Source organism: Sphingobium limneticum (genome assembly GCF_008710155.1).
Classification (GTDB): domain Bacteria; phylum Pseudomonadota; class Alphaproteobacteria; order Sphingomonadales; family Sphingomonadaceae; genus Sphingobium; species Sphingobium limneticum.
This window is the reverse complement of sequence record NZ_VYPZ01000014.1, coordinates 39,890-59,753: the sequence shown is the minus strand read 5'-3', so window position 1 is coordinate 59,753 and position 19,864 is coordinate 39,890. Positions and strand designations below refer to the sequence as shown.

Below are 19,864 nucleotides of genomic sequence, written 5' to 3'. Positions count from 1 at the left end.
GCTGGGGTGCGCGATGGCCAGTGCCTTTCGGACCGCTGGACACAAGATGATAGTGGTGGCAAATCGGGCCAATACGGGATCGCCACGACAAAATGCCTCTGCCTTTCACATATCATGCGTACTAAACGAATTGCCGCCGTGCTGCTGGCGGCCGGAACCTCTTCCCGCTTTGGCGAAGAGGACAAGCTGATGACCGACCTGCGCGGCAAGCCGATGGCGGCGCATGTGCTGGAAACGGTCGCGTCCATGGCCTTTGCCGAGCTGATCGCGGTCGTCCGCCCGATCGAATTCGCACCGGTCATCCATCGCAAGCTGGACCGGCGCGGCTATACGATCATCGTCAACGACCAGCCCGAAGACGGGATATCGGGCAGCATCGTGCGTGCGGTCGAACATGTGATGCCCAATAACAAGATACGCGGCATCCTGATCTGCCTGGCCGACATGCCCGACGTGCCGCAAACCCATTATAATCGCATCTGCCTGGCGGCGGAGGATATCAGGTCCGTGGTTTCCTCGACCGACGGTTTTTCCTCTTCGCCTCCGGCCTTTATCGGGCGCAAACATTTCCCCGAATTGCTGGCGCTGAAAGGGGATCAGGGCGCGCGGGCCTTGTTGAGCCACGGCATCCAGATCGAGACGATGGGCAACATATTGCATGATATCGACACGCCCGAAGACGTGCCCGGCTGGCGCCCCGTAACGCCGCAATAGCAGTGAAGATCAGCTCGACCGGGTCGGATCGGTCAGGCCATCCCCCATTTCGCGGGCATCGGGCGCGCGGCTGATCGGCAGCGACCCCGTCTGCCGCTCCAGGCGGCGATGCACGACCGGTGCGTCCGGCCCTTCATGCAGGGCATGGATCGCATCGCTGTTGGCGATGTCGGCGACGGTGCGGCGCTGATTATGGCGGACATAGTCCAGCCAGGTCGACACATGATAGCGCTCGACCCACAGATTGGGTTCGCCCAGATCGCGCAGCAATTGCCAGCCATGGGCGCCATCGCGCCGCCGGATACGCCGCCGTTCGCTCATCGCGGACAGGAAGGGCACGATCGATCCGGACGGAATGCGATATTCGATCGTGATGACGATCGGCCCGCTTCGGGACTCGACCGGCACCACCGTATCCGGCTCCCGCCAATCGCCGCGCGGGTCGAGATTGTCGTCGCCAATCTGCGGTAGCGGGCGCCACAATCCCAGAATCGCGGCGACGAACTGCGCGGCGGCGGCGGCATAGAGGCCGGTCACGACGCCATGATGTTCCGCCACCCAGCCGAACAGCCAGGCGCCGCCGGCCATGCCGCCAAAGACTATCATCTGATACAGCGCCACCGCGCGCGCCACCACCCAGCGCGGCGCCGACATCTGGACCGACACGTTGAAGGTGGACAGCGCCAGAACCCAGCCCGCTCCAGCCAGCATATAGCCCATAATGGCCAGCGGCAGCAGGCTGCTGATCGCCGTCAACGCCGTGCCCAGCGCCATCGAGAGGGCCGCGCACCGCACCAAAGTTTCGACCGACACAAAGGTGCGCAGCCGCCGGCTGCCCAGCGCGCCCAACACCGCCCCGACGCCGAACGCGCCGCTGGTGACGCCAAAGGTCAGCGCCCCGCCGCCCAGCACATCGCGCGCGACCAGCGGCATCAGCGCGGACACTGCCGCCGCGCCAAGGCCGAACGCCCCGCTGCGCAGCAGGACCAGCTTGATGTTCGGCGACGCCGCGACATATCCCACGCCCGCGACCATCGCGACGCCCAGCCGTTCGCGCGGCAGCAGCTTGGGCGGCAAATTGGGTCGCCAGCGCGCCAATACCACCAGCAGGCCGACATAACTGAGCGCATTGACCAGAAAGGCCGCAGCCGCCCCCGCCGCCGCGACGATGATGCCGCCCAGCGCCGGCCCTGTGCTACGCGCCAGGTTGAAACCCATGCTGTTCATCGCCACCGCGCTGGGCAGAATAGCACGCGGCACCATGTCGCCCACCGACGCCTGCCAGGCGGGCCCGTTGATCGCCGTGGCGCACCCGATCGCGAAGGTGAAGGACAGGAGCAGCCAGGGCGTCATCAACCCGAACCAGGCCGTCATCGCCAGCAAAGCGGAGGTCAGCAACATGGCGCATTGGCAGGCGATCATCACCTTGCGCCGATCCAGATTGTCCGCGACCGCGCCGGCCCAGAGCGACAACAACATGATCGGCAGCATCGACGCCGCCGGCACCAGCGCGATCATCATGGGCGATGCCGGCAGCGACGTCATCATCCACGCCGCGCCGACCGACTGGATCAGGCCGCCGAAATTGGACGCCAGGCTGGCGGTCCAGATCGCGCGGAAAGTGGGGATGGAAAAAGGCGACGGGGATTGCTGGGTCGGGGCTTCGGTCACGCTGTCCATGAGGTCGATATAGCCGTCCATGGCCGGGGTGCAACGCTTCTCGCCCCTGCCCCCTGGAGCGACCCGATCGGACGGGGGATTCGCACGTCTGAAACCTGGATATGCGACAGCGAGTTGGACAGCGAAATCGCATGCGCGACCCTGCCGCTACGGCATGCTGGCCCGGCCGCGAGCAGCATAATAGACACTTGCACTTTACGTAAACGTAAATACATTCAGCACCGAGATCCGAAGCGCCGGAACGGCCCCCACGGAGAGGGAATGAACATGGAAGCCTATATTTACGACGCCGTCAGGACGCCCCGTGGCCGGGGCAAGGCCGACGGGTCGCTGCACGACATCACCCCCATTCAGCTGGCGACGCAGGTGCTGGAAGCCGTGCGCGACCGCAGCCAGATCGACACGGCGGACGTGGACGACGTGATCCTGGGCTGCGTCAGCCCGGTCGGCGAACAGGGCGCGGACATCGCCCGCGTCGCCGTGCTGAACGCCGATTATGCGCAGACCGTGCCGGGCGTGCAGATCAACCGCTTCTGCGCCTCGGGCCTTGAGGCCGTGAACATGGCCGCCGCCAAAGTCTATTCGGGTGAGGCGATGTTCGCGATCGGCGGCGGCGTGGAATCGATGAGCCGCGTGCCCATGGCGTCCGACGGCGGCGCCTGGGCGATGGACCCGGCGGTCGCCTATAAGACCTATTTCGCGCCGCAGGGCATCGGCGCCGACGTGATCGCGACGAAGTTCGGCATCAGCCGCGACGATGCGGACGCCTATGCGGTCGAAAGCCAGAAGCGCGCCAAGGCGGCCTGGGACGAAGGCCGGTTCAAAAAGTCGATCGTGCCGGTCAAGGATGTGATCGGCGGCATCGTGCTGGATCATGACGAACATATGCGCCCCGATGCGACGATGCAGTCGCTGGGCGCATTGAAGGCCAGCTTTACCGCGCTGGGCGAGGATATGCCGGGCTTCGACACCGTCGCCCTGCTGCGCTACCCCGAACTGGAAAAGGTCAACCATATCCACCATGCCGGCAACAGCAGCGGCATCGTCGATGGCGCGGCCGCCGTGCTGGTCGGCAACAAGGATATGGGCGACAAATATGGCCTGAAGCCCCGCGCCCGGATCAAGGCGATGGCCTCGATCGGGTCGGAGCCGCTGATCATGCTGACCGGGCCGGAATTTGTCGCGGGCAAGCTGCTGAGCCGCGCGGGCATGACCGCCGCCGACATCGATCTGTGGGAATTGAACGAGGCCTTCGCCTCGGTCGTGCTGCGCTACATGCAGGCGATGAACCTCGACCATAGCAAGATCAACGTGAATGGCGGCGCGATCGCCATGGGCCATCCGCTGGGCGCGACCGGTGCGATGGTGCTGGGGACGGCGCTGGATGAACTGGAACGATCGGGCAAGGGTACCGCGCTCATCAACCTGTGCGTCGGCGCAGGCATGGGCACCGGCATCATCATCGAGCGTATTTGAAACAAGAATAAAACCGTTCGTGCTGAGTAGGGACTGAGCTTGTCGAAGTCCCGTATCGAAGCATCCTTCGATACGCCATTTCGACTTCGCTCAATGGCTACTCAGGACGAACGGATGTTGGGAAAGGTAGCCATACCAATGAACACCATCACATTCGACATCGACGCCGACGGCATCGCCACGCTGACCATCGACGTGCCCGGCCAGTCGATGAACGTCATCGGCCCGGACTTCCTGGCGGACATGGATGCCGCGATCACGCGCATCGCGTCGGAAGAGGGCATCAAGGGCGCGGTCATCGCGTCGGGCAAGGGCAGCGGCTTCATGGCCGGCATGGACCTGAAATATTTCGGCGCGACGCTGGCGACCAGCGATGGGGAACGCCCTGCCCCCTCCGCGATCTTTGACAAGCTGTTCGTGCTGAACGCTTTGTTCCGTCGCCTGGAAACCAGCGGCAAGCCGATCGCCTGCGCCATAGAAGGCACCTGCGTCGGTGGCGGGTTCGAACTGGCGCTGGCCTGCCATCGCCGTTTCGTCGGCGACAGCAGCAAGACGCAGTTGGGCCTGCCCGAAATCCTGATCGGCCTCTTCCCCGGCGGTGGCGGGTCGCAGCGCCTGCCGCGCCTGATCGGCGTGCAGGCCGCGCTGATGTACATGCTTCAGGGCAAGCTGTTCCGCCCGGCCGAAGCGGCGATGCTGAAGGCGGTGGATCAGGTCGTGCCGCAGGGCACGGCGGTCGAAGCTGCGCGTGCATGGGTGAAGGCCAACCCGACCGCCAACACCCAGCCCTGGGACGTCAAGGGTTTCAAGGTTCCGGGCGGCGCGGGCGGCTTCAACCCCGCCTTCGTCCAGACCATGGCCGGCGCCCTGCCGATGACGCTGAAACAGACGCAGCGCAACATGAACGCGCCGATCGCTTTGCTGTCGGCCGTCTATGAAGGCATCACCTTGCCGATGGACCGGGCGATCCGGATCGAAAGCAAATATTTCGCCAAGGTCGCCGCCGATCCGCAGGCATCGAACATGATCCGCACCCTCTTCGTCAACAAGCAGGCGGCCGAACGCGGTGCGCGCCGCCCCAAGGATCAGCCCAAGGCAGCGACGACCAAGCTGGCCATGCTGGGCGCGGGCATGATGGGCGCTGGCATCGCCACCGTCGCGGCGCAGGCGGGGATCGAAGTCGTCCTGTTCGACCGCGACCTGGCCTATGCGGAAAAGGGCAAGGCCCATGTCGAGGCGGTTTTGAAGAAGCGCCTGGGCAAGGGCATGACGCCCGAAAAGCTGGAAGCCACGCTGGCCCGCGTGACCCCCACCACCGACTATGCGGCGCTGGCCGGCGCGGATTTCGTGATCGAAGCGGTGTTCGAGGATGTGAGCATCAAGGCGGAAGTGACCAAGCAGGTCGAAGCCGTGCTGGGCGCCGACACCATCTTCGGCTCCAACACCTCCACTTTGCCGATCACCAAATTGGCGCAGGCCTGGACCAGGCCGGAGAATTTCATCGGCGTCCACTTCTTCTCGCCAGTCGAGAAGATGCCGCTGGTGGAAATCATCCTGGGCGAAAAGACCGGCCCGGCCGCCATTGCCAAAGCGCTAGATTTCGTCGCCCAGATCAAGAAGACGCCGATCGTCGTGCATGACAGCCGCGGCTTCTACACCTCGCGCAGCTTCGGCACCTATGTGCAGGAAGGTGCGGAGCTGGTCGGCGAAGGCGTCAACCCGGCGCTCATCGAAAATGCCGGCAAGCAGCTGGGGATGCCCACCGGCCCTCTGGCCGTCAGCGACGAAGTATCGATCGAGCTGGGCTGGAAGATCATGAGCGCAGCCAAGAAGGAACTGGGCGACGCCTATGTGCCCCAGGGGTCGGACGACATCATGGTCAAGATGGTCGAGGCCGGACGTCTGGGCCGCAAGAATGGCAAGGGCTGGTACGATTATCCCGAAGGCGCGAAAAAGCATCTGTCGCCGGCACTGGGCGAGATGTTCCCGCGCGCGGCCGAACAGCCCGATGTCGAGGCGGTGAAAGAACGCCTCCTCTATCGCCAGCTGATCGAATGCGCCCGCTGTTTCGAGGAAGGCGTGCTGGAAACGCCGGAAGATGGCGACATCGGCGCGATCTTCGGCTGGGGTTTTGCGCCTTATACCGGGGGGCCATTCAGCCATATGGACACGGTCGGGATCGCCCACGTCGTGGCCGTGCTGGACCGTCTGGCCGCCGAGCATGGCCCGCGCTTTGCGCCCACCCAGCAGTTGCGCGACATGGCGGCGAGCGGCGGGCTATTTTATCGGCCGGCACCCATACAGGCTGCCGCATAAGCTGTTCCCCGGCGAAGGCCGGGGAACAGCCCCTATAAATCGCAACGACACTCGGCTAGGTCTTCCCGAATATTTCGGGGAGACTTTTTTCTTATGAGCAAACCCACGGTACTGGTCACGGGCGGCGCGGGCTATATCGGCAGCCATGCTGTGCTGGCGCTCAAGGACGCCGGCTATGGCGTGGTGGTGATCGACAATCTGGTCACCGGCTTCGATTGGGCCGTACCTGAAGGGGTACCGCTGGTGCGCGGCGACATTGCCGACCAGCCGCTGGTGGAAGCGACGTTGCGCGACCATGACATAAAGGCGATCATGCACTTCGCCGGCTCTGTCGTCGTGCCGGAATCTGTCGAGAACCCGCTCAAATATTATCACAACAACAGCGCCAAGACCCGCGACCTGATCGAGAGCGCGGTGCGGGTGGGCGTGCCGCATTTCATCTTCTCGTCCACTGCCGCCACCTATGGCACGCCGGATGTAGAGGCTGTGCGGGAGGATACGCCGCAGCGGCCGATCAATCCCTATGGCATGTCGAAGCTGATGACCGAATATATGCTGCGCGATGTGGCGGCGGCGCATCCGATGAACTTCTGTGCGCTGCGCTATTTCAACGTCGCGGGCGCCGATCCGCAGGGTCGGACCGGCCAGTCGACCGCCGGCGCGACCCACCTGATCAAGGTCGCGGTCGAAGCCGCGCTGGGCAAGCGGGAAAGCGTCGGCGTGTTCGGCACGGATTTCGATACGCCCGACGGCACGGGCGTGCGCGATTATATCCATGTCACCGATCTGGCCGCCGCGCATCTGCTCGCGCTGGAGGCACTGATCGCCGAGCCGACGCGCAATCATCTGCTCAATTGCGGCTATGGCCGGGGCTTTTCAGTGCTGGAAGTGCTGGATGCGGTCGACCGCGCGACCAACAATCCGATCAAGCGGGTCATGGCGCCGCGCCGGGCAGGCGATCCGGGCCAGTTGATTTCGGACAATGGCGCGATTCTGCGGACATTCCCCTGGACGCCGCGCCATGCCGATCTGGACCAGATCGTGACCCATGCGCTGGCCTGGGAGCGCAAGCTGGGCGAGCGCGGATGAGCGAGGCGAGCGTCCGCGCTTTCTTCGCGACCCATGCCCCCGACGTCAGCCTGATCGATCAGGGTGTCAGCACCGCGACGGTGGCGGACGCTGCCGCCGCGCTGGGCGTGGAACCGGCGCGGATCGCCAAGACGCTGTCGCTGCGCATCGGCGATACGGTCGTACTGGTCTGCGCACGCGGCGACGCGCGCCTGTCCAATGGCAAGGCCAAGGCGGCGCTGGGCGCGAAACCGCGCATGCTGGGCGGGCATGAGGTGGAGGAATTGACCGGCCATCCGGTCGGCGGCGTGTGCCCGTTCGGCCTGCCCACGCCCCTGCCCGTCTATTGCGACGTGTCGCTGCGCGATTTCGCCACCGTCTTTCCGGCCGCCGGGTCGCGCACCACGTCGGTCGAACTGACGCCGGATCGACTGGCGGCCTTGACCGGCGCGACATGGGTGGACATTTGCACCCTACCAGACGCCATCGCGGAGTAGCCTCATGCCGACCGAACATCTTTTCGCCACCGGGGCGCAGGCCGCCGCCGATATCGCCACGCGCATCGCCACGCTGCTGGCCGAGGGAATCGCCGCGCGCGGGGTCGCCAGCATCGCCGTCTCAGGCGGCCGTTCGCCCCGCCCGGTGCTGGAGGCGCTCAGCGCGGTCGACCTCGACTGGAGCAAGGTCGTCGTGACGCTGGTGGACGAACGCTGGGTCGCGCCCGACAGTGCCGACAGCAATGAACGTCTGGTGCGCGAGACATTGTTGCAGGGAGCGGCGGCAAAGGCCCGCTTCGTGCCGATGAAGAATGACGCGGCGGATGCCTATGCCGGGCAGGCTGCGGTGGAGGCGGAGTTCGCCACACTGCCCTGGCCGCTCGACATCATATTGCTGGGCATGGGCGATGACGGCCATACCGCCTCGCTCTTCCCAGAAGGCAAGGAACTGGCGGACGGGTTGGCGAGCAAGGCGCTGACCATCGCCGCCACGCCACCTGTCGCGCCGCACCAGCGCATGTCCCTGACCGCCCATGCGATCGTGCAGAGCCGCCATATCTTCCTGCAAATCAGCGGCGCAGGGAAGAAGGCCGTCTATGATCGCGCACTGGCGGGCGGCGCCGTGGAGGAACTGCCGATCCGACTGGCGCTGTTGCAAGACGATGTGCCGGTCGAGGTGTGGATCGCAGACGCGTAATTCCTCTCCTTGCAGGGGAGGATTTAATCCCGCACGTCATGTTTGGAAATCAGATAGCGCCACACACCCACGGCATTGATCCCCAGCAGCGCAATATTCTGCCAGCCGATCCCCTCGCTATCCTTGTCCAGAAATCCCCAGCCGATCAGCGCGATCGAACTGGTGACGAACAGCACGAATGCCCATCCGGTTATGCGTCGGCCCAGATTGAGCGAAACGACCAGCGCCGCGATGGTCGCCGCCCCCGCACCATAATATTGCAGGACGGTGAGCAGCGTCTGATCCATGGCGGCACAACGCCCGCCTTATGGACATGGTTGCGGCGGCACTCTACGTCCCGGCCATGGTTGCCGACATCTCCCCCTTCCACGCCATCGCGATCAGCCGCGAGGCCCATGCCCTCGAAGCGCAGGGGCGATCCATCCTGCACATGGAATTCGGCCAGCCGTCGACCGGCGCGCCGGCCGAAGCGATCGCCGTCGCGCACCGCGTGCTGGACACCGAACCGATGGGCTATTGGGAAAGCCCGGCGCTGAAGGAACGGATCGCGCGCCATTATGGTGAGGCGCATGGCGTGGCGGTCGATCCGGAACAGATACTGCTGACCTGCGGCGCGTCGCCTGGCCTTGTGCTGGCGCTGACCAGCCTGTTCGCGCCCGGTGCCCGCGTCGCCACCGCGCGGCCGGGCTATGTCGCCTATCGCAACAATCTGAAGGCGCTCTATCTGGAACCGGTGGAGGTCGCCTGCGGCCCCGCCGAACGCTACCAGATCAGCGCCGACGCGCTGGCCGCGATCGATCCCGCCCCCGATGGCCTGATCCTCGCCAGCCCCGCCAATCCCACCGGCACGATCATCCCAGCGGACGAGCTGGCGCGAATCGCGCAGGTCTGCGCGGACCGCGGCATCCGTATCATTTCCGACGAAATCTATCATGGCCTCAGCTTCGGCGAGCCGGCCCGGTCGATGCTGGAATATGCGCCCGACGCACTGATCGTGAACAGCTTTTCCAAATATTACAGCATGGCCGGCTGGCGGCTGGGCTGGATCGTGGTGCCGCCAGCGCTGATCGACGTGGCGCGGGCGCGGATGGGCAACCTGTTCCTGACGCCGCCGGTGCTGGCGCAGCGCGCGGGCCTGACCGCCTTCGATTGTACCGAGGAGTTGGAGGGGCATGTCGACAACTATCGCCGCAACCGGCAATTGCTGCTGGACGCCCTGCCCGCGCTCGGCCTTGCCAGCATCGCGCCGCCCGACGGGGCCTTCTACATCTATGCCGACATCAGCCATCTGACCAATGACAGCCTGAGTTTCTGCCAGAAGCTGTTGCGCGAAACCGGGGTGGCGACGGCGCCGGGCGTGGACTTCGATCCCGTGGACGGCCACCGCTTCATCCGCTTCAGCTTCGCGGTATCGACGGATCGGGTCGAGGATGCGATCGCGCGCATGGTGCCATGGTTCCAGGCGCAGGGCGGGCGTTAAGCGTTGACGGAAAAGGCCCGCTTTCTTAGCCCTCTCCCGTCTTCACGGGAGAGGGTTGGGTGAGGGTGTTCTGTCCAACTTTCCTGAGATTGGCTTCCAGAAAGAAGACCCTCACCGACATCGACTAGGCAGCAAGCTGCCAAGTCTCCGTAGCCTCTCCCGTGAAAACGGGAGAGGGAAAGTCAAGCGCCTGCGATAGCCCGCTTCCAGCCCGTCCGCCCCTTCAAATCACCGCACCGTGCGCTTGTAGAGATGCACCAGCCACAGCCCCGTCAAAACCGCCACCGTCAACAAGCGCGGCGGGAGTTTTTCGATCGCGTGGGGCACGCTCCAGAAGAGCGCATCGCCCACGCTGATGACGATCAGCACAAACAGACCGAACAGCAAGGGCGGCAGAATATGACGAGCCTTCATGGAATCGGCATAGCATGGCCGCAGGCCGTCCGCGACAGTGGGACCCCGATAATCGAAACTACAATGTCGGGAATGCCAGTGGTGCGGGTGGTCGGAATCGAACCGACACTCCTTGCGGAACCGGATTTTGAGTCCGGCGCGTCTACCAGTTTCACCACACCCGCACGGCTGGTTCGGCGCAAATGACAAAATCCGGCGCGGGCGTCCAGCCGAAAATCAGCATGAGGCATAAAAGGCCCTCCCGTCGCTTGACAGCATGGGGTGTCGCGCCCACATGCCGCCCAGAATATGTAATGTTATATCATTGATTGGATCGTCATGGCCTCCTTCCCCGACCAGCAGCCCGCCGCGCACTGCCCGAGCGCGCAGGACGGGAGCGTCTCGCGCGCACCCACCGCCTGGATGGACGGCCTCGCGCTCTGCGCTTCCTCGCTCTGCACCCTGCACTGCCTGGGCCTGCCGCTGCTGTTCGCGCTCCTCCCCGCATTCGCCAGTCGCATCGATCCGGGCGAATCCTTCCACCTCGTCATGCTGGCGCTGGCGGTGCCGACCAGCCTGTTCGCACTGGTGCAGGGCCGGCGTCGCCATGGCGGGTGGGCGCCCCTGCTGATCGGAATCGCCGGACTGACGCTGATGAGCGTCGGCGCCCTCATCGCTGAAGATGCGCTGGCCGAAACCCTCTGGACCGTCGCGGGCAGCCTGATGCTGGCGGGCGCACACATCCTCAACTGGCGGCGCGGGCTGGCCCGGTAAAGCGGTCCGCCTGATCCGATTCGCGAAATATCCGGCGCTTGCGACAACCGCCCTGTCATGATGTTGCTGCAAACCGGCTTCCACGATAGCCTTCTTGCGTAACGATCCGCGCGCGCTATAAGGGCGGCCGTGCAGACATAGATAATTTCAAAAACGGAGAAGGACCATCCTTTGACCGAGCCGTCTGCTACGTTCCTGTTATTTGGTGCCACCGGCGATCTGGCGCGCCGGATGATATTTCCCTCGCTCTACAATCTGCTGTCCGATGGGCTGCTGCCTGACGATTTCCTGATCGTCGCGTCCGGCCGATCCGAAATGGACGACGCCGCCTTCCGCAAGGAGGTGGACGATGCGCTGCGCCAGTTCCTGGCCGCCGACCGCTATGATGCCGATGTCGCCGCCCGCTTCGGCGCGATGATCGGCTATCAACCGGTCGATGCCGGCAATGCCGACCAGTTCGCGAAACTGGCCCAGCGGATCGACGGTCGGCTGGAGCGCGGCCTGTCGGTCTATCTCTCCACCCCGCCCTCGCTCTTCGCACCGACCGCGCAGGGCCTGGCCGACGCCGGCCTCATCACGCCGCACACGCGGATCGCGATGGAAAAGCCGATCGGCAAGGATCTCGCCTCATCGAAGGTCGTGAATGACGGCATCGGCGCCCTGTTCGCCGAAAGCCAGATTTTCCGCGTCGACCATTATCTGGGCAAGGAAACGGTCCAGAATCTGCTGGCGCTGCGCTTTGGCAACGTCATGTTCGAACCGCTGTGGAACACCACGGCGATCGACCATGTGCAGATCACCGTGGGTGAGACGGTCGGGCTGGAAGGCCGCGTCTCCTATTATGACGGCGTGGGCGCGCTGCGCGACATGGTGCAGAATCACATCCTGCAAATTCTGTCGATCATCGCCATGGAGCCGCCCGCCCGCATGGACCCGACCGCCGTGCGCGACGAGAAGGTGAAGGTGCTGCGATCGCTGCGTCCCATGACCGACGAAACGGTCAAGACGCACAGCGTGCGCGGCCAATATACGCCGGGCGCCGTCAGTGGTCAGATCGTCACCGGCTATGCCGACGAACTGGGCCAGCCGTCCGATACCGAGACGTTCGTGGCCTTGAAGGCCTATATCGACAATTGGCGCTGGCAGGGTGTGCCCTTCTACCTGCGCACCGGCAAGCGCATGCCCGCGCGCCAGTCCGAAATCGTGATCCAGTTCAAGCCGGTGCGTCACAGCATCTTCGGCCGCGACGGGCATGGTACGGGGCTGGAGCCGAACACGCTGGTCATACGCTTGCAGCCGGAGGAATATATCCGCCTCGCCATCATGAGCAAAAGGCCGGGGCTGGAACGGCAGGTGAAGCTGGACGAGGTGACGCTGGACGTCTCGCTGACCGCCGCCTTTGCCGGGCAGCGCCGCCGCATCGCTTACGAACGATTGATCCTGGACCTGCTGGCCGGTGACCAGACCCTCTTTGTCCGCCGTGACGAGGTGGAGGCGCAATGGACATGGATCGATTCGATCATCGACGGGTGGAAAGAGGCCAATGTGAAGCCCGCCGCCTATTCTTCGGGGAACTGGGGTCCGTCTTCGGCCATTGCCCTAATCGAACGAGACGGAGCCAGCTGGCATGACTGAATTGAATCCGGTGATCGCAAAGGTCACCGACCGCATCGTGCAGCGCAGCGCCGCTTCGCGTCTGAAATATCTGGACCTGATCGAACGGGGCCGCGACGCCGGCACCAATCGCGCGCAACTGTCCTGCGGCAATCTGGCCCACGCCTTTGCCGCCAGCGGCGACGACAAGGCGGTGATCCGCACCGGCGCGGCGATGAACATCGGCATCGTGACGTCCTATAACGACATGCTATCGGCGCATCAGCCCTATGGCCGCTATCCGGAGATCATCAAGATCGCCGCGCGCGAAGTCGGCGCCACGGCGCAGGTGGCCGGCGGCGTGCCGGCCATGTGCGACGGCGTGACGCAGGGACAGGCGGGCATGGACCTGTCGCTGTTCAGCCGCGACACGATCGCGCTCGGCACCGCAGTCGCGCTCAGCCACGCCATGTTCGAAGGCGCGATGCTGCTGGGCATTTGCGACAAGATCGTGCCGGGCCTGCTGATCGGCGCGCTGCGTTTCGGTCATCTGCCGACCATCCTGATCCCGGCCGGCCCGATGCCATCGGGCCTCGCCAACAAGGAAAAGGTGCGCATCCGCCAGCTTTATGCCGAAGGAAAAGTCGGCAAGGACGAACTGCTGGAATCCGAAAGCGCCTCCTACCATGGCGCGGGCACCTGCACCTTCTACGGCACGGCCAATAGCAACCAGATGATGATGGAGATGATGGGCCTGCACATGCCCGCCGCCTCATTCGTCCATCCAGGTACGAAGCTCCGCACCGAACTGACCCGCGCGGCGACGCATCGCATTGCGGAAATGGGCTGGGATGGCGACGATTATCGTCCACTGGGCCATTGCATCGATGAAAAGGCGATCGTCAACGCGATCATCGGCCTGATGGCGACGGGCGGATCGACCAATCATGCCATCCATTTGCCCGCCATCGCGCGGGCGGCGGGCATCCATATCGACTGGACCGACTTTGCCGAGATTTCGGACGTCGTGCCGCTGCTCGCGCGCGTCTATCCCAATGGTTCGGGCGACGTGAATAATTTCCATGCGGCCGGCGGCATCAGCTTCGTGATCCGCGAATTGCTGGGCGCCGGACTGCTGCATGGCGATATCCTGACCGTCGCGCGCGGCGGCATGGCCGGCTATGGGCAGGAACCGGTGCTGGAAGACGAAAAGCTGGTGTGGCGCGACGTGCCTGCGTCGCGCGACGAAGCGATCCTTCGCCCCGCCGCCAACCCGTTCCAGGCCGATGGCGGCATGAAGCTGCTGGAGGGCAATCTGGGCCGCTGCGTCATGAAGGTGAGCGCGGTGGACAAGGAACGCTGGACGATCGAGGCGCCCGCCGCCGTCTTCCACGATCAGGACGATGTGCTGCGCGCGTTCAAGGCCGGCGAACTGGAGCGCGACGTCGTGGTCGTGGTCCGCTTCCAGGGGCCAAAGGCCAACGGCATGCCGGAACTGCACAAGCTGACCCCGGCGCTGGGCGTCTTGCAGGATCGCGGGTTCAAGGTCGCCTTGCTGACCGACGGCCGCATGTCCGGCGCATCCGGCAAGGTGCCCGCCGCCATCCATCTGTCGCCCGAAGCCTTGGCGGGCGGCGCGATCGGCAAGCTGCGCGATGGCGATCTGGTGCGGGTCTGCGCGGAGACGGGCGACGTCACGGCGCTGGTCGATGCGGCGACATGGGACGCACGGGACATCCCCGCCGCTCCGCCCCCGCCCTACGACACCGGCCGCGAACTGTTCGCCCTCTTCCGCCATCATAGCGATCTGGCCGAACAGGGCGCGTCGCCGATCCTGGCGGCGATGGAAAGCGAGATTTGAACCATTAATCCTCGTCATTCCCGCGAAGGCGGGAATCCATCTCCTGACATCGCGGCCAGCCTCTAGGCCCGGAGATGGATCCCCGCCTTCGCGGGGATGACGAATAGAAAGGGTCTGAACATGACCGACATCATCGCCGCCGACATCGGCGGAACCAACGCCCGCTTCGCCCGCGCCTCGCTCGATGAAAAGGGCGTGCCGACGCTCGGCACCGTGCGCAAATATAAGGTCGCCGACTATCCCAGCCTGCAAGCCTGCTGGGCCGCCTTCGCGCAGGACGAACAGAAGGAAGGCGACGGCGACCTGCCTCGCGCCGCCTCCATCGCCTTCGCCACCGCGATCGGGCGCGACGTCATCAAGCTGACCAACAGCAATTGGGTGATCCGCGCCGATACGCTGGCCAGCGACATCGGCGTCGATACCGTACGCCTCGTCAACGATTTCGAGGCGGTGGCCCATGCGGTATCCCGCCTGCCGGCCGAAAACCTGCCTTTGCTGTTCGGGGAGGATCGCCCCTTCCCCACCGATGGCGGCGTGACCATCCTTGGCCCCGGCACGGGCCTGGGCGTCGCGATGATCGCTTATGATCAGGGCCATCCCCATGTGATCGCGACGGAAGGCGGCCATCTCGACTTCGCCCCGCTCGACCATATCGAGGAGAAGATCCTCTCTTACCTGCGCGACAAGTTCCTGCGGGTGTCGACCGAACGGATCGTGTCCGGGCCCGGCCTCAATTATATCTACAAAGCGCTGGCGACGATCGGCCATGATCGGGTCATGCTGATGGAAGACCCAGAATTATGGCAGGCGGCGCTCGATGGCAGCGACGAATTCGCCCGCCGCGCGCTCGACCGCTTCTGCCTTTGCTATGGCTCCGTCGCGGGCGATCTGGCGCTGGCCCATGGCCCGCACAGCGTGGTGCTGGCCGGCGGCCTGACTCAGCGGATGAAGGATTTTCTGCAAACGAGCGGGTTCCACACTCGCTTCAAGGCGAAGGGCCGGTTCGAAAGCCTGATGGCGACCGTGCCGATCCGCTGCGCCATTCATGATGAAATAGGGCTGTTCGGCGCTGCCGCAGCGTTCAGGGAGAAGTGATAATGAGCAAGCTGACCGTCGAACAGGTGATGGACCTCGCCCCGGTAATCCCGGTGCTGGTGGTGGATCGGGTCGAGGATGCGCTGCCGATCGCGCGCGCGCTGGTCGCGGGCGGCCTGCCCGCGCTGGAAGTCACGCTGCGCACCCCCGCCGCGCTGGACGTGATCCGCGAAATGGCGAAGGTCGAAGGCGCGGTCGTCGGCGCCGGCACGGTGCTGAACCCCGCCCAGCTGGACGCCGCGATGGAAGCCGGCGCGCGCTTCATCGTCAGCCCCGGCCTCACCAAGTCGCTGGGCAAGGCCGCGATCGCCGCGAAAATCCCCTTCCTGCCCGGCACCGCCACGGCCGGCGACATCATGCGCGGCATGGACATGGGCCTCACCCATTTCAAATTCTTCCCGGCCGAAACATCCGGCGGACTGCCAGCGCTCAAGGCGCTCGCCGCCCCGCTCCACACCGCCCGCTTCTGCCCCACCGGCGGCATCACGCCGCAAAGCGCGCCCGAATGGCTGGCCCAGCCCTTCATCAAATGCGTCGGCGGCAGCTGGGTCGTGCCCAAAGGACCGGTCGATCCCGACAAGATCGAAGCGCTAGCCCGCGAAGCCGCGGCATTGCCGCGCTGAGATCGGCATATTGGGGACAAGATGCGGGGCCATTGCGCCCCGCATCTTGTCCGCCTAGATGAAGCCTATGAATCCGCGCCGTCTCCTTGCCGCCCTGGCCCTGTTCCTGTCCGGCTGTGCCGGCGCGCCGCAAAGCTATCCCTCGCTCGCCAAGCGCGCGGTGGAAAGCGCCCCCGTCGCGAAGATCAGCCCGCCCTCCGCCCCTGTCCCGGCCGATGCCGCCCTGTCGGCGGAAATCGCCAAATATATGGGTCAGGCAGACAAGGGCGCAGCCGCCTTCGACGCCGCTTATGCCAAGGCCGACAAGGCGGTGCGGGCCGCATCGGGCGCAGCCGTATCGAGCGACCCATGGGTCGCGGCACAGGTGACGATCAGCGCGCTCGAATCCGCCCGCAACGACAGCGTGTCGGCGCTCGCCAGCCTCGACACCCTCTATGTCCAGCGCAGCAAAGCGGTTGCCGATGGCAAGGCCGCCGGTAGTCTTGAGGATGTGGACGCCGCCCGCAGCGCCGCGCTGGCGCTCGTCGACCAGCAGAATGACCGCATCGACGCGATGAAGACGCGATTGCCGCAGCCCTGACGGGCAGCAGAAACTGACGTCAGCGATAACGTCATCCCGGGCTTGACCCGGGATCCCGCTTTTCTTTCGATCCCGGCTTTGGGAAGGCAGCGGGACCCCGGGTCAAGCCCGGGGTGACGACGCTTGGGTATTCCGCTACGTCCGCCTTATTCCCCCATCGCCTTTACTGCGCCCTTATGCGCCTTGGCGTTGTGGACATAATGATCCACCCCTTCGCGCATATCCAGGATCGCTTCGTCGCTCAGGTCGCGCATATATTTGGCCGGGCGCCCGGCCCATAGCTGGCGGTGCAGCACCCGCTTGCCCGGCGACAAAAGCGCCCCCGCCGCCAGCATCGCGTCGCTCTCCACCGTACAACCGCTCATCACGATCGCGCCCAGTCCCACAAAGGCCCGATCCTCCAGCACGCAGCCATGGATCATCGCCATATGGCCGATCAGCACATCGTCGCCGATGATCGCGGGATAGCCATCTGCCGGTCGCCCGTCCGCCCGGTCGCCGGGGCTGTCGCAATGGATGACGCTACCGTCCTGTACATTGGTCCGCGCGCCGATCCGCACCCGGTTCACGTCGCCGCGAATAACGCAATTATACCAGATGCTGGCATCCTCGCCGATCTCGACGTCGCCGATAATGCGGCATCCCGGCGCGATGAAGGCGCTGGGGTGGATGCGTGGGACTTTGCCGTTGAAGGGGATGATGCTGACATCCGGATAATCGCTGGCGGCCATTGCGGCTTTCCTCTCAAGGTCTGATTTTCAGCACGGGCAGGATACTGGCGTGATCATCGGTCCAGGCCGAAAATCCCGGTCGGGGCTTCAGATATTGCCATTGTTCGCGGCCGGACAAGGCGACCAGCCGGTCCAGTTGGGCCGGATCGCGCGACAGGGCGACCCAGATCGACGCCGCATAGTTGCGATCCGCGTCCCGCTTGTCGGGCAGATAATGGCGCAGCCGCACATGCCATCCTGCCGCCGCCGCATCGCCCGCGACCACTGGACGCAGATCGAGATAGCGGTTGGAGATATGGATCAGCAGGACGCCATTGCGCGCCAGCCGCCGTCCGTAAATGTCCAGCGCCTCCCGCGTCAGCAGGTGCATCGGGATGGAATCGGAAGAGAAAGCGTCGATCACCAGCAGGTCCGCCCCGCCCACAGGCTGCCGCGCCAGCGTCATGCGCGCGTCGCCGATGATGATGTTCGCTCTGGGCTGGCATCGCGACAGGAAGGTGAAGTCGGCCGGATCGCGGGCGATCGCCACCATCGCCGGGTCGATCTCGTAAAAATGCCATGTCTGGCCGGGGCGAATATAACAGGCCAGCGTCCCCGCACCCAGGCCGACCACATCGATCCGCGCGCGCGGCCCGAACAGCGCCGGCGCATTGCGCATCGCCAGCCCCACGCCCGAAGCCGGCGCATAATAGCTGGTCGGGTCCAGTTCCCTGTCCTTCGCCCGGTTCTGAATACCGTGCAGCGTCGTGCCGTGGAACAGGATGCGCTCGCCCGCTCCCCGGTCAGCATCCCTGTTCGCCACGCCATAGACCCCGAAATAGCTGCGGGTCAGCATGCCGCTGGCCGATTGGGACAATTTCTCCCACCCGCTCAGGCACAGCATCAGATAGACGAGCATCCCCGCCGTCAGCCAGCGATGCCCCAGCGCCACTATCGACAAGCCGATGATGGTGACGAAGCTGATGGTCTTGAAAATCTGCGTATCGAGTCCGGGTACCAGCCCGCCGCCGACCAGCGACAATATGAGGCCGATAAGCAGGATGATCGTCGCCAGCCAGACACGCCGCTGCGGATTTTCCCAGATCAGGCGCGGCAGACGCAAGGCCGCCTCCCGATCCGGCAGCAACAGCGCGGCCGCCGCCAGCAGGATCGGATATTCATAGGTCCAGTCGAAGATCAGCGGCGCGATCAGGGCGCAGAACAGCCCGCCCAGCATGCCGCCTACCGACATCAGCAGATAGAAACGGGTCAGATGCGCAGGCGCCGGCCGCAATTCGTAGAGCCGGGCATGGAGCGCGGTCGATGCCACGAACAGCACGGCCACGATGCCCAGCGCAATGAAGACGGGGAAATGGACGCCGCCGGTAAAGGCGATGCAGGCACCGATCAGCAGGATCAGCGGCGCAATCGACACGCAGAAGTCCGCGCCGCCCCGCCCCGCCGCAAAGGCCAGCGAGAAGCTGAGCAGATAGAGGCCCAGCGGCACGATCCACAGCAACGGCATGGCGACGATATCGGTGGTCAGGTAGAGGCTGGTCGCCAGCATCAGGCCCGATGGCACGGCCGACAGCGCCAGCCAGTGCAGCATGCGCCGGGTGCCCGGCGGCGGCGCGTCGCTCGCCTCCACCGCCACTTCGCCGGGGCTGTCCGCCGGCAATCGCCTTGCGCTCATATAGACCAGGAAGAAGAGCGCCCCATAGCCGAGCGACCAGAGGATGCTTTGCGCCTTCAACGCCAGCAACGGCTCCACCAGCAACGGATAGGCGATCAGCCCGGCAAAACTGCCCAGGTTCGACGCGGCATAGAGCGGATAGGGATCGCGTCCTTCCGACAGCGCATACCAGCGTTGCAGCAAAGGCGCCTGCGCCGCGACCACGAAGAAGAGCGGGCCGATCGACGCGCCCAGCAGCCACAGCACCCACAGGGCCGGCTCGATATCGGCGGACGGTTGCCACCCCATCAGGCCGATCGGCAGGAAAATGGCGGAAATCAGGAACAGGCCGAGGTGGATCAGCGCCTGCCGCCGCGCCGGAACACGGCCCAGCAGATGTGCGTAGGCATAGCCCGCCAGCAGCAGCGCCTGATAGACCAGCATGGCGGAATTCCACACCGACGGCGCCCCGCCCAGACGCGGCAGCGCCATGCGGGCGATCATCGGCTGGACCAGGAACAGCAGGAACGACCCCGCACAGATCGTGACGACGAAGCGGGTACGCGTGCCTATCAAATTCCGGTCCTCCTGCCGCCCGGCCCCTGTCATGGGGCAGCAGGCGGGCAGGACACAAG

At 65.0% G+C, this 19,864-nt stretch carries 18 protein-coding genes and 1 tRNA gene; 13 read left to right on the top strand and 6 right to left on the bottom strand.

Annotation, left to right across the window (positions count from 1 at the left end; genetic code table 11):
- The first annotated feature begins 114 nt into the window (after positions 1-114).
- Entirely contained in the window at positions 115-714 is a 600-nt protein-coding gene (locus tag F4U94_RS16040; RefSeq protein ID WP_120251961.1) for a nucleotidyltransferase family protein, read from the top strand.
- A gap of 9 nt (positions 715-723) precedes the next feature.
- Here F4U94_RS16040 and F4U94_RS16035 read toward each other — a convergent pair whose 3' ends face one another.
- On the bottom strand, positions 724-2,415 hold the full coding sequence (locus F4U94_RS16035) for an MFS transporter (protein ID WP_232015842.1): 1,692 nt from the start codon (positions 2,413-2,415) through the stop codon (positions 724-726).
- A gap of 246 nt (positions 2,416-2,661) precedes the next feature.
- On the opposite strand from F4U94_RS16035, the gene F4U94_RS16030 reads away from it, so the two are divergent.
- The 5 genes from F4U94_RS16030 to pgl all read left to right on the top strand — a co-directional run bounded on the left by F4U94_RS16030 (position 2,662) and on the right by pgl (position 8,448).
- Positions 2,662-3,870: an acetyl-CoA C-acetyltransferase gene (locus F4U94_RS16030; RefSeq protein ID WP_120251959.1), complete on the top strand. Its 1,209-nt coding sequence runs from the start codon at positions 2,662-2,664 to the stop codon at positions 3,868-3,870.
- Positions 3,871-4,008: 138 nt separating this feature from the next.
- The gene (locus tag F4U94_RS16025; RefSeq protein ID WP_150412012.1) at positions 4,009-6,186 is read left to right on the top strand and encodes a 3-hydroxyacyl-CoA dehydrogenase NAD-binding domain-containing protein; all 2,178 of its coding nucleotides are present in this window, start codon (positions 4,009-4,011) and stop codon (positions 6,184-6,186) included.
- Between the two features lie 93 nt (positions 6,187-6,279).
- Complete coding sequence (galE, locus tag F4U94_RS16020; protein WP_120249559.1) at positions 6,280-7,275, top strand: UDP-glucose 4-epimerase GalE; 996 nt, start codon at positions 6,280-6,282, stop codon at positions 7,273-7,275.
- The gene (locus tag F4U94_RS16015) at positions 7,272-7,751 is read left to right on the top strand and encodes a YbaK/EbsC family protein (RefSeq protein WP_120249558.1); all 480 of its coding nucleotides are present in this window, start codon (positions 7,272-7,274) and stop codon (positions 7,749-7,751) included. Before galE ends, F4U94_RS16015 begins: the two co-directional genes overlap by 4 nt.
- Before the next feature lie 4 nt (positions 7,752-7,755).
- Positions 7,756-8,448, top strand: a complete 693-nt coding sequence (gene pgl, locus F4U94_RS16010) for a 6-phosphogluconolactonase (protein ID WP_120249557.1) — start codon at positions 7,756-7,758, stop codon at positions 8,446-8,448.
- A gap of 23 nt (positions 8,449-8,471) precedes the next feature.
- Here pgl and F4U94_RS16005 read toward each other — a convergent pair whose 3' ends face one another.
- Positions 8,472-8,735, bottom strand: coding sequence for a hypothetical protein (locus tag F4U94_RS16005; RefSeq protein WP_120249556.1), 264 nt, complete (start codon positions 8,733-8,735; stop codon positions 8,472-8,474).
- Between the two features lie 56 nt (positions 8,736-8,791).
- Between F4U94_RS16005 and F4U94_RS16000 the strand changes: the two genes are divergently transcribed.
- Positions 8,792-9,928 carry a pyridoxal phosphate-dependent aminotransferase gene (locus F4U94_RS16000; protein ID WP_120251958.1) on the top strand — a complete coding sequence of 379 codons (1,137 nt, stop codon included), beginning with the start codon at positions 8,792-8,794 and terminating at the stop codon, positions 9,926-9,928.
- Positions 9,929-10,156: 228 nt separating this feature from the next.
- Here F4U94_RS16000 and F4U94_RS15995 read toward each other — a convergent pair whose 3' ends face one another.
- Together F4U94_RS15995 and F4U94_RS15990 are read right to left on the bottom strand one after the other, a co-directional pair.
- Entirely contained in the window at positions 10,157-10,342 is a 186-nt protein-coding gene (locus F4U94_RS15995; RefSeq protein ID WP_120249555.1) for a hypothetical protein, read from the bottom strand.
- Positions 10,343-10,421: 79 nt separating this feature from the next.
- Positions 10,422-10,506, bottom strand: a tRNA-Leu gene (locus F4U94_RS15990).
- A gap of 154 nt (positions 10,507-10,660) precedes the next feature.
- Between F4U94_RS15990 and F4U94_RS15985 the strand changes: the two genes are divergently transcribed.
- From F4U94_RS15985 to F4U94_RS15960, 6 genes are all read left to right on the top strand, one after another.
- Positions 10,661-11,095, top strand: a complete 435-nt coding sequence (locus F4U94_RS15985) for a MerC domain-containing protein (protein ID WP_120249554.1) — start codon at positions 10,661-10,663, stop codon at positions 11,093-11,095.
- A gap of 171 nt (positions 11,096-11,266) precedes the next feature.
- A complete protein-coding gene (gene zwf, locus F4U94_RS15980; RefSeq protein WP_120249553.1) occupies positions 11,267-12,730 on the top strand; it encodes a glucose-6-phosphate dehydrogenase in 1,464 nt (487 codons plus the stop codon).
- The gene (gene edd, locus F4U94_RS15975; protein WP_120249552.1) at positions 12,723-14,549 is read left to right on the top strand and encodes a phosphogluconate dehydratase; all 1,827 of its coding nucleotides are present in this window, start codon (positions 12,723-12,725) and stop codon (positions 14,547-14,549) included. The genes zwf and edd overlap by 8 nt, the downstream gene beginning before the upstream one ends.
- A 120-nt stretch (positions 14,550-14,669) precedes the next feature.
- Positions 14,670-15,644, top strand: coding sequence for a glucokinase (gene glk, locus F4U94_RS15970; protein WP_120249551.1), 975 nt, complete (start codon positions 14,670-14,672; stop codon positions 15,642-15,644).
- Positions 15,645-15,646: 2 nt separating this feature from the next.
- Positions 15,647-16,267, top strand: coding sequence for a bifunctional 4-hydroxy-2-oxoglutarate aldolase/2-dehydro-3-deoxy-phosphogluconate aldolase (gene eda, locus F4U94_RS15965; RefSeq protein ID WP_120249550.1), 621 nt, complete (start codon positions 15,647-15,649; stop codon positions 16,265-16,267).
- Positions 16,268-16,334: 67 nt separating this feature from the next.
- Positions 16,335-16,847, top strand: a complete 513-nt coding sequence (locus tag F4U94_RS15960; RefSeq protein WP_150412011.1) for a hypothetical protein — start codon at positions 16,335-16,337, stop codon at positions 16,845-16,847.
- Positions 16,848-16,993: 146 nt separating this feature from the next.
- On the opposite strand, the gene F4U94_RS15955 is transcribed toward F4U94_RS15960, so the two are convergent.
- Positions 16,994-17,578 carry a gamma carbonic anhydrase family protein gene (locus tag F4U94_RS15955; RefSeq protein WP_120249548.1) on the bottom strand — a complete coding sequence of 195 codons (585 nt, stop codon included), beginning with the start codon at positions 17,576-17,578 and terminating at the stop codon, positions 16,994-16,996.
- 13 nt (positions 17,579-17,591) lie between these two features.
- The gene (locus tag F4U94_RS15950) at positions 17,592-19,838 is read right to left on the bottom strand and encodes a spermidine synthase (RefSeq protein ID WP_120249547.1); all 2,247 of its coding nucleotides are present in this window, start codon (positions 19,836-19,838) and stop codon (positions 17,592-17,594) included.
- Positions 19,839-19,864 lie beyond the last annotated feature (26 nt).

Bases quoted from the DNA above. Each gene is read 5' to 3' on its own strand.
- F4U94_RS16040 (WP_120251961.1), top strand. From the start codon at position 115: ATGCGTACTAAACGAATTGCCGCCGTGCTGCTGGCGGCCGGAACCTCT.
- F4U94_RS16035 (WP_232015842.1), bottom strand. From the start codon at position 2,415: ATGGACGGCTATATCGACCTCATGGACAGCGTGACCGAAGCCCCGACC.
- F4U94_RS16030 (WP_120251959.1), top strand. From the start codon at position 2,662: ATGGAAGCCTATATTTACGACGCCGTCAGGACGCCCCGTGGCCGGGGC.
- F4U94_RS16025 (WP_150412012.1), top strand. From the start codon at position 4,009: ATGAACACCATCACATTCGACATCGACGCCGACGGCATCGCCACGCTG.
- galE (WP_120249559.1), top strand. From the start codon at position 6,280: ATGAGCAAACCCACGGTACTGGTCACGGGCGGCGCGGGCTATATCGGC.
- F4U94_RS16015 (WP_120249558.1), top strand. From the start codon at position 7,272: ATGAGCGAGGCGAGCGTCCGCGCTTTCTTCGCGACCCATGCCCCCGAC.
- pgl (WP_120249557.1), top strand. From the start codon at position 7,756: ATGCCGACCGAACATCTTTTCGCCACCGGGGCGCAGGCCGCCGCCGAT.
- F4U94_RS16005 (WP_120249556.1), bottom strand. From the start codon at position 8,735: ATGGATCAGACGCTGCTCACCGTCCTGCAATATTATGGTGCGGGGGCG.
- F4U94_RS16000 (WP_120251958.1), top strand. From the start codon at position 8,792: ATGGTTGCCGACATCTCCCCCTTCCACGCCATCGCGATCAGCCGCGAG.
- F4U94_RS15995 (WP_120249555.1), bottom strand. From the start codon at position 10,342: ATGAAGGCTCGTCATATTCTGCCGCCCTTGCTGTTCGGTCTGTTTGTG.
- F4U94_RS15985 (WP_120249554.1), top strand. From the start codon at position 10,661: ATGGCCTCCTTCCCCGACCAGCAGCCCGCCGCGCACTGCCCGAGCGCG.
- edd (WP_120249552.1), top strand. From the start codon at position 12,723: ATGACTGAATTGAATCCGGTGATCGCAAAGGTCACCGACCGCATCGTG.
- glk (WP_120249551.1), top strand. From the start codon at position 14,670: ATGACCGACATCATCGCCGCCGACATCGGCGGAACCAACGCCCGCTTC.
- eda (WP_120249550.1), top strand. From the start codon at position 15,647: ATGAGCAAGCTGACCGTCGAACAGGTGATGGACCTCGCCCCGGTAATC.
- F4U94_RS15960 (WP_150412011.1), top strand. From the start codon at position 16,335: ATGAATCCGCGCCGTCTCCTTGCCGCCCTGGCCCTGTTCCTGTCCGGC.
- F4U94_RS15955 (WP_120249548.1), bottom strand. From the start codon at position 17,578: ATGGCCGCCAGCGATTATCCGGATGTCAGCATCATCCCCTTCAACGGC.
- F4U94_RS15950 (WP_120249547.1), bottom strand. From the start codon at position 19,838: ATGACAGGGGCCGGGCGGCAGGAGGACCGGAATTTGATAGGCACGCGT.